The sequence below is a fragment of the Ramlibacter sp. genome, assembly GCF_028291745.1.
GTDB lineage: Bacteria > Pseudomonadota > Gammaproteobacteria > Burkholderiales > Burkholderiaceae_C > Ramlibacter.
In genome coordinates, this window is record NZ_JAQGNQ010000045.1 from 37,949 (window position 1) to 49,327 (window position 11,379).

General features: G+C 69.6%; 9 protein-coding genes. 1 reads left to right on the forward strand and 8 read right to left on the reverse strand.

All coding sequences use genetic code 11. The features are described 5' to 3' along the window. Window positions 1-18: 18 nt before the first annotated feature. From JWP60_RS06820 to JWP60_RS06855, 8 genes are all read right to left on the reverse strand, one after another. Window positions 19-2,724 (reverse strand): DUF4118 domain-containing protein, encoded by a 2,706-nt coding sequence (locus tag JWP60_RS06820; protein ID WP_299788205.1) that lies wholly within the window; start codon window positions 2,722-2,724, stop codon window positions 19-21. Window positions 2,725-2,746: 22 nt separating this feature from the next. Beyond that, window positions 2,747-3,325 (reverse strand): potassium-transporting ATPase subunit KdpC, encoded by a 579-nt coding sequence (kdpC, locus tag JWP60_RS06825; protein ID WP_299788208.1) that lies wholly within the window; start codon window positions 3,323-3,325, stop codon window positions 2,747-2,749. 10 nt (window positions 3,326-3,335) lie between these two features. Beyond that, window positions 3,336-5,483 (reverse strand): potassium-transporting ATPase subunit KdpB, encoded by a 2,148-nt coding sequence (gene kdpB / locus JWP60_RS06830; protein WP_299788211.1) that lies wholly within the window; start codon window positions 5,481-5,483, stop codon window positions 3,336-3,338. Window positions 5,484-5,492: 9 nt separating this feature from the next. Further along, a complete protein-coding gene (gene kdpA, locus JWP60_RS06835; RefSeq protein WP_299788214.1) occupies window positions 5,493-7,292 on the reverse strand; it encodes a potassium-transporting ATPase subunit KdpA in 1,800 nt (599 codons plus the stop codon). Window position 7,293: 1 nt separating this feature from the next. Further along, a complete protein-coding gene (kdpF, locus tag JWP60_RS06840; RefSeq protein ID WP_299788217.1) occupies window positions 7,294-7,392 on the reverse strand; it encodes a K(+)-transporting ATPase subunit F in 99 nt (32 codons plus the stop codon). Between the two features lie 211 nt (window positions 7,393-7,603). Further along, window positions 7,604-8,170 (reverse strand): hypothetical protein, encoded by a 567-nt coding sequence (locus JWP60_RS06845; RefSeq protein WP_299788220.1) that lies wholly within the window; start codon window positions 8,168-8,170, stop codon window positions 7,604-7,606. A gap of 98 nt (window positions 8,171-8,268) precedes the next feature. Then, the gene (locus tag JWP60_RS06850) at window positions 8,269-9,795 is read right to left on the reverse strand and encodes a heavy metal sensor histidine kinase (protein ID WP_299788223.1); all 1,527 of its coding nucleotides are present in this window, start codon (window positions 9,793-9,795) and stop codon (window positions 8,269-8,271) included. After that, entirely contained in the window at window positions 9,792-10,466 is a 675-nt protein-coding gene (locus tag JWP60_RS06855; protein ID WP_299788226.1) for a heavy metal response regulator transcription factor, read from the reverse strand. The genes JWP60_RS06850 and JWP60_RS06855 overlap by 4 nt, the downstream gene beginning before the upstream one ends. A gap of 145 nt (window positions 10,467-10,611) precedes the next feature. Between JWP60_RS06855 and JWP60_RS06860 the strand changes: the two genes are divergently transcribed. After that, window positions 10,612-11,379 (forward strand): hypothetical protein (locus tag JWP60_RS06860; protein ID WP_299788229.1); only part of this gene is annotated, 768 nt, incomplete at its 3' end.

Here is an 11,379-nt window from a genome sequence, read left to right on the forward strand (position 1 = left end):
AAACGGGCGACGGCGAACTCACGCGGTGAGAGGGGGTAGTTCAGGCGGCGGCCGGCGCGGGATGCGCACCGTGAACACTGCGCCAGCGCCGTCGGCGTTGGCCGCGGTGATGGTGCCGCGGTGGGCATCGACCACGGCCTTGCAGATGGCGAGGCCCAGTCCCACGCCCGGACGCACGGACTCGGCTTCGCCGCGAGTGAATTTCTCGAACAGTATTTCTTCGCGGCCGCGCACCGATGCCGGCAGCCCCGGCCCGTGGTCGCGCACGGAGAGCACCAGCTGCGTGTCGGTCGCCGTGGCGCGCAACTCGATCGGCGGGCCGCCGTGGCGGACGGCATTTTCCAGCAGGTTCACCAGCACCCGTTCCATCAGCGTTGCGTCGAACTCCACCAGGGGCAGGTCCGGCGGTACGCGGATCTCCAGCTGCCGGTCCGCCAGCAAGGGCCGCAGCATGCGCAAGGCGACGCCCACGACCTCCTCCACCGACTGCCACTCGAGCCGCAGCCTCACCTTGCCGCTTTGCAGCCGCGCCATTTCCAGCAGGTTGTTCACCAGCGTGGCGAGCTCGCGGGCCTGACCCGCCAGCACGTGCGCGGTGTCGGCCTGCCTGGCACTCAGTGGCGGTTCGCTCACGGCCAGCGACTCCGCCAGACCGATCAGCGCGGTCAAGGGCGTGCGCACGTCGTGCGAAATGGCGGCCAGCAAGGCGTTGCGCAGCCGCTCGGACTCCATGTCGACCAAGGCCTGCTGGGCGATCTCCACGTAGTGCACCCGTTCCAGCGCGATCGCCACCTGGCGCGCCAGGGTCTCGAGCTGGCGCCGCTGCTCGGGAATGAACAGCCAGCGCGGCTCGGCCGGGCGCAGCGCCAGCACCCCGCGCACTCGCATCGGCGCCTGCAGCGGCGCGTAGTGCCAGCCATGCGCGGCCAGCGTGCTGGTGCCCAGGCCCGCGGGTTGAGCATGGCGAAATGCCCAGTCGGCGATGGGGCGGTCGAAACCGGGCAGCGGGTCCGCCGGGACGATCAACTCGTCGTGCGCGTCCGTGGGCAGCACCAAGGCGTCGCCGCCGAAGTGGTGGCGCACCGCCTCCTCTCCCAGTTCCACCACCTGCGACGCCAGCAAGGCGGCCGACAGGTCGCGGGTCAGCTCGAACAGGGATTGCGCCCGCCTCTCCCGGCTGGCGGCGATGCGGGCCTGGAAGCGCAGGCCCGCGGTCAATTGCCCGGTGAGGAGACCGACACCAAGCATCACCACAAAGGTGACGAGGTACTGCAGGTCGTTGACGGCGAACGACAGCCGCGGTTCGACGATGAAGAAGTCGAAGGCCGCGACGTTCAAGCCCGCTGCCAGTGCCGCGGGCCCGCGGCCCAGGCGCAAGGCGACCAGCACCGTCCCGAGCAGGAACAGCATCACGATGTTCGCCTGATCGAGCAGGTCGCGCAGCGGAGTGGCCGCCAGCGTGATCGCGATGCTCGCACCGGCGGCCTTGGCATAACGCTGCCACCGGGGCGCATCGCCCGCGCCCTCGGGCGCAGGTGTCTCCTGAACCAGGCGCGCCAGGCGGCGCACGCTCTCACGCCGGCCAATCTCCACGATGTCCATCCAGGGCGCCAGCGCCGCCAGCCGGCGCGTCATGCCGGGCTGGGCCAGCCATCCGGACAGGCGCCGGACCTGCGAGCGGCCCACGACCAGCGTGGCGCAATTGAGCTGCTGCGCGTGCTGCACGAGCTCCGCCGCAGCGTCGTTGCCGGCGAGCGCCGCAGTGCCGGCACCGAGTTCCTCGGCCAGCTTGAGCACCGCCAGGATCCGATCGCGCTCCGGCGCCGGCAGCCGCCGCAGATGCGGAGTCTCCACATAGGCAGCGTGCCAGCGTACGCTCAGCTGGCCGGACCACCGGGCGGCGGCGCGCACCACCTGCTCGTCCCCCTCGCGCGCGCCGACGCAGGCGAGAATGGCGCCTGCGGTGTTCCAGGGCTGCGTGATCGACTGCTCCACGCGGTAGCTGCGCACGTCGTCCTCGACGTGTTCGGCAGTGCGGCGCAGCGCGATCTCGCGCAGTGCGATCAGGTTGCCCTTGCGAAAGAAGTTCTGCGCTGCCCGCTCGGCCTGCTGCGGGATATAGACCTTGCCCTCCTTCAGGCGCGCCATCAGTTCGTCGGGCGTCACGTCCACCAGGACCACTTCGTCGGCCGCGTCCAGCACGGTGTCGGGCACGGTTTCGTGGACCCGGATGCCGGTGATCGCCCCGACCGTGTCGTTCAGGCTCTCCAGGTGCTGCACGTTCAGCGTCGACCATACGTCGATGCCGGCATCCAGCAGCTCCTGCACGTCCTGCCAGCGCTTGGGGTGACGCGAGCCGGGTACGTTGGAGTGCGCCAGCTCGTCGACCAGCAGGACGGCGGGTTTGCGCGCCAGCGCCGCGTCGAGATCGAACTCCAGCAGCTGGCGTTCGCGGTAGGCGACCGGGCGCAGCGGCAGCCGCGGCAGGTCGCCGAGCAGTTGCGCGGTCTCGCTGCGGCCATGCGTCTCGACCAGTCCCACCAGCACGGCGCGGCCGGCCTGCTGCTCGCGCCGCGCCGCGCCCAGCATCGCGTAGGTCTTGCCTACGCCGGCGCTGGCGCCGAAGTAGATGCGCAAGCGGCCGCGCCGCGCCCGCTGTTCGTCCTCCTGCAGTTGCGCGAGCAGGTCGTCAGGATCGGGACGCTGGTTCGGGTCGATCGCCATGGCGCGCGGTGATTGTCTTCGGTCAGTGCGCGGCGTCCAGTGCCAGGTTGAGCCGCAGCACGTTGACCACCGGCTCACCGATCACAGGCAGCCACGGTGCTTCGACGTTCTGCTCCACCAGCGCCGCGACGCGCTCCGGCGGCAGCTTTCGCGCCCTGGCCACGCGCGCAATCTGGTAGCGGGCAGCCGCAGGACTGATGTCCGGATCGAGGCCGCTGGCGGAGGCGGTGACGAGGTCGATGGGCACGGGCGCAGAGTTGCCCGGGTCGGCCGCACGCAGCGCTTCGATGCGGCCCTTCACGGCATCGACCAGCGCCGGGTTGAGGGGTCCCAGGTTGGAGCCGCCGGAAGCCCCGGCGTTGTACGGCATTGGCGAGGTGGCCGAAGGCCGGCCCCAGAAGTGCCCAGGCTCGCTGAAGTTCTGGCCGATCAGGAGCGAGCCCACGGGCTTGCCACCCCGCACGACGAGGCTGCCGGCGGCTTGCGCGGGGAACAACGCCTGGGCCGCGCCCGTCACGGCAAGCGGGTAGGCCACGCCGACCAGCAGGGTGAGCGCCGCGAACAGCACCAGGGCAGGACGGACGATGGACAGCTTGTTCATGGTGTTTCCTTCAGGCCAGACCAACGGCGGTCAGCAGCAGGTCGATCAGCTTGATGCCCACGAAGGGCACGATGAGGCCGCCGAGGCCGTAGATGGCAAGGTTGCGGCGCAGCAGGGCGGCGGCGCCGACCGGGCGGAAGCGCACGCCCTGGAGCGCGAGCGGGATCAGGAACACGATGACCAGCGCGTTGAAGATCACCGCCGACAGGATGGCCGACTGCGGGCTCGCCAGCCGCATCACGTTGAGCGCGGCCAGCTGCGGGTAGGTGGCGGCGAAGATCGCCGGCAGGATGGCGAAGTACTTCGCCACGTCGTTGGCGATGGAGAAGGTGGTCAGCGAGCCGCGCGTCATCAGCAGGGCCTTGCCGGTCTCCACCACTTCGAGCAACTTGGTCGGATCCGAATCGAGGTCGACCATGTTGCCGGCCTCCTTGGCGGCCTGGGTGCCGCTGTTCATCACGACGGCCACGTCGGCCTGCGCCAGGGCTGGCGCGTCGTTGGTGCCGTCGCCGGTCATGGCGACCAGCCGCCCTTCGGCCTGGTACTGCCGGATGATGGCCAGCTTCGCCTCCGGCGTGGCCTCGGCCAGGAAGTCGTCCACCCCCGCTTCGGCCGCGATGGCGGCGGCCGTGAGCTTGTTGTCGCCGGTGATCATCATCGTCTTGATGCCCATGCGGCGCAGCTGCGCGAAGCGGTCGCGGATGCCAGGCTTGACGATGTCCTTCAGCTCGATCACGCCCAGGGCCATGTCGTCTTCGGAGACCACCAGGGGCGTGCTGCCACGGCGAGCCACGTCGTCGGCCGTGCGCATCACTTCCGCGGGCACGCTGCCGCCGCGCAGTTGCACGTGCTTGCGGATGGCATCGGCAGCGCCCTTGCGCAGCTGCCCCCGCGCCAACGCTGCCCCAGAGGGGGAGGCAGCAAGGGCCTCGGGCAGGTCGGCACCGCTCATGCGGTCCTGGGCGCTGAAGGGGATGAAGCGCGCGCCTTCCACGGCCTGCTCGAGCACCCCTTGCCGCTTCGCCAGCTCCACGATCGAGCGGCCTTCCGGCGTCTCGTCGGCCAGCGACGCCAGCAGCGCAATGCGGCCCAGGTGTTCCAGCGTCACGCCAGGGGCCGGGTAGAAGGTCGAGGCCTGGCGGTTGCCATGCGTGATGGTGCCGGTCTTGTCCAGGAGCAGCACGTCGACGTCGCCGGCCGCCTCCACCGCACGGCCGGAGGTGGCGATCACGTTGGCCTGCATCATCCGGCTCATGCCGGCCACGCCCACGGCGGACAGCAAGCCGCCGATGGTGGTCGGGATCAGGCAGACCAGCAGCGACACCAGCGCGGTCAGGGTCACCACCTTGCCGGCGCCCGATGCCTCGACGCTGAACATCGAGTAGGGCAGCAGCGTGACGGTGACCACCAGGAACACGATGGTCAGCGCGATCAGCAGAATGTGCAGCGCCACTTCGTTGGGCGTCTTCTGCCGGCGCGCTCCTTCCACCATGCCGATCATGCGATCGAGGAACGACTCGCCGGGATTGACCGTGATGCGCACGACCATCCAGTCGGACAGCACGCGGGTGCCGCCGGTGACCGAGGAGAAATCGCCGCCCGCCTCGCGCACCACCGGCGCCGATTCGCCGGTGATCGCGCTTTCGTCGACCGAGGCCACGCCCTCGATCACCTCGCCGTCCAGCGGCACGACGTCGCCGGCTTCGACGAGCACCACGTCTCCCTTGCGCAGTTGCTCACCCTCGCGCGGCAGCCAGGCAGCGCCGTGGATGCGGCCCTGCGGGACGCTCTCGTACTTCTTGGCCCAGACGCTCTTCTTCATGCCGCGCAGGGAGGCCACCTGCGCCTTGCTGCGCCCCTCTGCCAGCGCCTCGGCGAAATTCGCGAACAGCACCGTGAACCAAAGCCACAGCGCGACCGCAAAGATGAAGCCGGCGGACGCCTCGCCGTGGCCTTGCAGCGCCTGCAACCAGAGCAAGGTGGTGGCAATGCTGCCGATGTAGACGACGAACATCACCGGGTTGTGCCACTGCACCCGCGGGTCCAGCTTGGCGAACGCACCCCACAGTGCCGGTTTCAGCAGCGAGGCATCGAGCAGGCGCAGTCCTGGCCTTGCAGGCGGGTCGATGCGCAGATCCAGTTGGGGATTTCTGGTCATTGGGGGTCCTTACTTGCCGTTCCAGAGCATCAGGTGCTCCACCGTCGGGCCCAGCGCCAGCGCGGGCACGTAATTCAGCAGGCCGACCAGCAGCACGGTGCCGATCAACAAGGCCACGAACAAGGGGCCATGCGTCGGCATCGTGCCGGCCGTCACCGGCAGCCGCTTCTTGGCGGCCAGGGCGCCGGCGATGGCCAGCACCGGCACGATCACGCCGAAGCGCCCCAGCCAGACGGCCAAGCCCAGCAAGATGTTGTAGAAGGGCGTGTTGGCCGACAGGCCGGCAAAGGCGCTGCCGTTGTTGTTGGCGGCGGAAGAGAATGCGTAAAGGATCTCGCTGAATCCGTGGGCGCCGGGGTTCGCGATTCCCGCCTTGCCGGCCCCGGCGGTCACCGCGATGGCGGTGCCCGCCAGCACGAGGATCGGAGTGACCAGGATGGCCACCGAGGTCAGCTTCATCTCGTGGGCCTCGATCTTCTTGCCCAGGTATTCGGGTGTGCGCCCGATCATCAAGCCGGCTATGAAAACGGCGAGGATGGCGAAGATCAGCATTCCGTAGAGACCCGAGCCGACGCCGCCGAACACGACCTCGCCCAGCTGGATCAGCACCAGCGGCACCATGCCGCCGAGAGGCGTGAAGGAGTCGTGCATCGCGTTGACGGCTCCGCACGAAGCCGCGGTAGTGACGGCGGCGAACAGGCTGGAGCCGGCGATTCCGAAGCGGACCTCCTTGCCTTCCATGTTGCCGCCGGCCTGCGCCAGGCTGGGCGTCATGTCGGTGCCCAGCGCCGCGAGGTGCGGGTTGCCGGCCTGCTCCGCCGGCATGACCACCAGCGCGAAGGCGACGAACATCACGGTCATGGCGGCCAGCACGGCCCAGCCCTGGCGGCGGTCGCCGACGCCGCGGCCGAAAGTGAAGCACAGCGCCGCCGGGATCAGGAAGATGGCCACCATCTGCACCAGGTTGGTCCAGGCGTCGGGGTTTTCGAACGGGTGCGCGGAGTTGGCGTTGAAAAAGCCGCCGCCATTGGTGCCGATCATCTTGATCGCCTCCTGCGACGCGACCGGCCCCATCGGCAGGGTCTGCGTCCGCGCCTGCATGTCCTCCAGCACGGGCTGGCCCTTGGCATTCTTCAGCGGCTGGCCGTCGGGGCCGTTCTTCGGCTGCTGGTACAGGGTTGCCTCCAGCGTCTGCACTTCCTGGTAGGGCGAGAAATTCTGGATCGCCCCTCGCGCCACCAGGCCCAGCGCCATCGCGAGGGACAGCGGCACCAGCAGCCAGACGGTGATGCGCGTCAGGTCGGTCCAGAAGTTGCCGACCCCGTTCGCCGAGCGGGCCGCGAAGCCGCGGATCAGCGCATACGCGACCGCGATACCGGTGGCCGCCGAGAAGAAGTTCTGGCCGGCCAATGCCACCATCTGCACCAGATAGCTCATGGTCGATTCGCCGGCGTAACCCTGCCAGTTGGTGTTGCTGACGAAGCTGACCGCGGTGTTGAACGAGGAGTCCGGCGAGACCGCGGCCATCCCGGCGGGGTTGAGTGGCAGCAGATGCTGCAAGCGCTGCAGCGCATACACGAAGAGCGCACCCACGGCGTTGAAGGCCAGCAAGGCAAGCGCATAGTGCGTCCACGGCATGGATGCCGCGGGATCGACCCCAGCGAGGCGATACAGGGGCGCCTCGACGCGCTGCATCCAGCGTGGCAGCCGGCCTTCCATCAGTGCGGCCATCCAGCGGCCGACGGGCCATGCCAGCACCAGGACAATCAGCAGGAACAGGGCCAGCAGCCCCCCGGCGGAAGTGCTCATGTCAGAACTCCTCGGCTCGAAACAAGGCGTAGACCAGGTACGCCAACAGCGCGAGCGCGCAGAAGCCGCCCAGGCCATACAGGGTGGTTGCGGCGATCACGCGCGCGGCTCCCGGCGCGGCGCGAGGACCGCGAGGCCCCGCACCAGCAGCGCCATGAGGGCCCAGAGGGCGAGCCCGAGAAGGATGAAGACGATGTCCATGCAGTGCTCCTTTCGTGGATCGCAGTCTCGGCAAAGCGGCGTAAAAGCAGGGAAAGGAAACGGGCAGTGGCTGTAAAGAATCCATAAAGGGCATGCACCCTGCATGCCCTCTAGAACCTGGCGATGAACCGCTCCACGCGTGCGGCCGCGAGCACGGACTGCGGATCGGTACCAAGTGCCTGGACCGGGATGGCGCCCTGCAACCACTCGCTGGGTTCCGCAAACCAGGCGGCCAGCTCCCAGTCCTCGACGATGCCGCGCAGCTCCGCGAGCACCGCGGCGACCGCTGGCAGCACCGACATGTCGGCGGGGTCGAACTGGAATTTCGGCAGCAGCCATCGGCCATGCCACTCGAAGGTGACGACCTCCTGGGCGACGATGCGCCGGGCCAGCACCGAAATCGGCCGCGAACAGCGACCTTCGAGCCTGGACAGCACCTCCTCGCACCCTGCCAGTCCGCCGCTGCGCTCGAAAACCCGCACCATCTCGTCTCCGAGCGCCTCGCTCGGCGCCCACGCGCGCAGGAAAGCCCGTGACCGGGAGATGCCACGCAGCTGGTTGCCGGGCGCACGGAGATCGCCGCGGCACAGAGGACGTTGCCAAACGGGTGTCGGACTTTGCAAGACGAGCTCCTGGAGTTGGCCCTGCATCTGAGCATCGCCGGCGCGCGGCTTCATGGCAGCGTCCTGCCCGCCAGTGACAGCTGTGACGGCGCCGGTGACAGGCGCAACGCCGCAGTGGCAGGCTGAGCGCGGCGCCCGGGCACGTGGCCCGTTCAGGACGATGGCGGCACCGGCTTGCCGGGAAATCGCAGGATGAACACGGTGGGCCCTGCCGGCGCGCTGTGCACGGCGGCTGTTCCCCCGTGCAGCTCGAGGATCGAGCGCACGATGGCCAGCCCGAGGCCGGAGCCCGAGGCCGAGTGGTGGCGCGCGGCGTCGGCGCGGTAGAAGCGCTCGAAGATGCGCGGCTGGTGTTCCGGTGCAATCGGCGGACCATCGTTGGCGACGCGGATCGTGCAGCTGCCGTCCGTGGCAGGCTGCGCATCGAGCTGGATCGAAGTGCCCGCCGGGGCATAGCGCAGCGCGTTCGACACAAGGTTGCTGACGGCGCGCACCAGCATGCTCTCGTCGGCCCACACGCGCGGTTCCGCGCCCGGGAGCGCCTGCACCCGCATCTGCAGCACCACGCGGTGCTCCTCGGCCAGCAGCTCGAAGTAACCCACCACGCGCTGCAGCGCCTCGGCCAGGTCCACCCAGTGCGCCGCCAGCGCAGGCTGCCGGTCGGCCCGTGCCAGGAACAGCATGTTGCCGATCATGCGCGAGAGCCGCTCGTATTCCTCCACCGCCGACTCCAGCACGGCGCGGTACTCCTCGGCGCTGCGCGGCCGCGAGAGCGCCACCTGCGCCTCGCCCAGCAAGTTGCCGAGTGGCGTGCGCAGGTCGTGCGCCAGATCGGAGGAGAAGGCGGACAGGCGGTCGAAGGCGTTCTGCAGCCGGTCGAGCATGTGGTTGAAGGCCTGCGTGGACTCGACCAGTTCGGTCGGCGCCCCCTCCAGCGGCATGCGCTCGTGCAGGTCGCTGGCGCCAATGCGGCTGGCGGTGGCGCCGAAGCGCCGCACGCTGACGACGATCTCGCGGGCAATCGCGAGGCCGAAGATGCCGGCCAGCGCCGCCGATACGCACAGCGCCACGGCCAGGTTCTGGCGGTTGTGCGCGCGCAGCTCGCGGGTGGGCGTGGTCTCCACGGCCAGCGCGATCTGCAGCGTACGCGGCGGCTGCCCTTGCGTGGCGGGCAAGGGCAGCCGCGCGCGCAACACTCGGTAGCGCACGCCGTCGGGCGCGATCCACAAGGTGGTCAGCGGCCCATAGCGCTGGGCCAATTCTTCCGTCTGCGGCACCGTGGCTTCGCTCGGGAGCGTCTCGGCGGCCAGCGCCTGCGGCGGCAGCGCCGCGGGCGGCACCCGGAAGCGCCGCGACTTCGCCAGCAACCGACCCTGCTGTTCATCCACGACTTCGGCCTCCAGCCGGCGCGTGCGCTGCACCGCGCGCGCCACCAGGCGGGGCACGGCGGCCGGGTCGTTGCCCGAAGCTGCCAGGTCCTCCCGCAGGATCATCAGGCTGGACACCAGCAGCAGCTCGCTTTCCTCGCGCAGCTCGCTGGCGAGGATGCGGTCCATCGTCAGGCCGACCAACAGGATGATGACGCCCGAGACCAGCGTGACTGCCAGCGTGATCTGGGCGGTGAGCGAGCGGCGCAGGGCCCGCGCGAGCCGCTGCAGGGCGCCGCCTGCCGGCTTCACGGCGTCTGCTCGTCAAACAGGTAGCCGACGCCGCGGATGGTGTGGATCAGCTTCTGCGGGAAGGCGTCGTCGAGCTTGGCACGCAGCCGCCGCACCGCGACGTCGACCACGTTGGTATCGCTGTCGAAATTCATGTCCCACACGTTCTCGGCGATCAGCGTGCGCGAGCACATCTCGCCGGCGTGGCGCATGAAGTAGTCCAGCAACGCGTACTCCTTGGCCGTGAGCTCGATGCGCTGGCCGGCGCGCGTGACCCGGCGGCGCAGCGGGTCCACCTCCACGTCGGCAAAGTGCAGCCGCTGCTCGGGCTGCACGCCGCCGCGCCGCAGGATGTTCTGCACCCGCACCAGCAGCTCGGAGAAGGCGAAGGGCTTGACCAGATAGTCGTCCGCGCCCAGCCTCAGGCCCTTGACGCGGTCTTCCACCGCGTCGCGCGCGGTAAGGAACAGCACCGGGGTGGGATGACGGCGGCGGATGCCCTGCAGCACGTCCCAGCCTTCGATGCCGGGCAGCATCACGTCCAGCAGGACCAGGTCGTAGCTGCTGCTGGTGGCCAGGTGCAGGCCGTCGAAGCCGTCGCTGGCCACGTCGACCACGTAGCCCTGCTCCATCAGGCCCTTGCGGACGTAGGCGGCGGTCTTGGGTTCGTCTTCAACGATCAGGATGCGCATGGCGGCAATGCTCCGTGGCCTGCAGTGTTGCCGGCGCCACGCACCGGAAGATGGCCGGAAGATGTCACGACTGTAATGCGGCCGTCCATCGACGGTAGCCCGCAACAGCTTATCTTCGGTGCACCCCTTGCCGGAGTCTTTCCCCATGACAAGCTGGTCTTCCGCGGGCCCCACGGTGCTCGCCTCCTTCCTCGCTTCGCTGGTCGAGTTCGTCGAAGCGCTCACCATCGTGCTCGCCGTCGGCCTCACCCGCGGCTGGAAATCCTCGCTGCTCGGAACGGCTGCCGGCGTCGCTGCGCTGGTTGCCCTGGTGGCGGCGCTGGGCCGGTCGCTGCAGGCCATTCCCCTGCCGCAGCTGCAGCTGGCCGTCGGCGTGCTGCTGCTCCTGTTCGGCATGCGCTGGCTGCACAAGGCGGTGCTGCGCTCCGCCGGCGTCATCCCGCTGCACGACGAGGCGCTGGAGTTCTCGCGCCAGACGCAGGTCTTGCAGGGCGGCGCGCGCACAGGCCACGGCGTGGACGCCATCGCCTTCCTGACTGCATTCAAGGCGGTGCTGCTGGAGGGCATCGAGGTGGTGTTCGTCGTGGTGGCGTTGGGTCTCAAGGGGGGGATGCTGCTGCCGGCGTCGGCTGGCGCGCTGCTGGCCCTGGTGCTCGTGGCGACGCTGGGTCTGCTGCTGCACCGGCCGCTCGCCCGGGTTCCGGAGAACACGCTCAAGTTCTCGGTGGGCGTGATGCTGAGCGCCTTCGGCACCTACTGGGCCGGCGAGGGCATCGGGCTTGCATGGCCCGCCGCCGATGCCAGCATCCTGTTCCTGATCGCCGCCTTCCTGGCGGTGGGCTGGCTGGCGGCCAAGGCCTGCGGTCGGCTGCGCGCGGCGCGGGCGCCCGCCCCGCCCCGCAGCGGTTCCCGC

Coding starts and splice junctions, on each gene's coding strand:
- JWP60_RS06820 (WP_299788205.1), bottom strand. CDS start 2,724: ATGGCGATCGACCCGAACCAGCGTCCCGATCCTGACGACCTGCTCGCG.
- JWP60_RS06845 (WP_299788220.1), bottom strand. CDS start 8,170: ATGAAGCCGCGCGCCGGCGATGCTCAGATGCAGGGCCAACTCCAGGAG.
- kdpC (WP_299788208.1), bottom strand. CDS start 3,325: ATGAACAAGCTGTCCATCGTCCGTCCTGCCCTGGTGCTGTTCGCGGCG.
- kdpB (WP_299788211.1), bottom strand. CDS start 5,483: ATGACCAGAAATCCCCAACTGGATCTGCGCATCGACCCGCCTGCAAGG.
- kdpA (WP_299788214.1), bottom strand. CDS start 7,292: ATGAGCACTTCCGCCGGGGGGCTGCTGGCCCTGTTCCTGCTGATTGTC.
- JWP60_RS06855 (WP_299788226.1), bottom strand. CDS start 10,466: ATGCGCATCCTGATCGTTGAAGACGAACCCAAGACCGCCGCCTACGTC.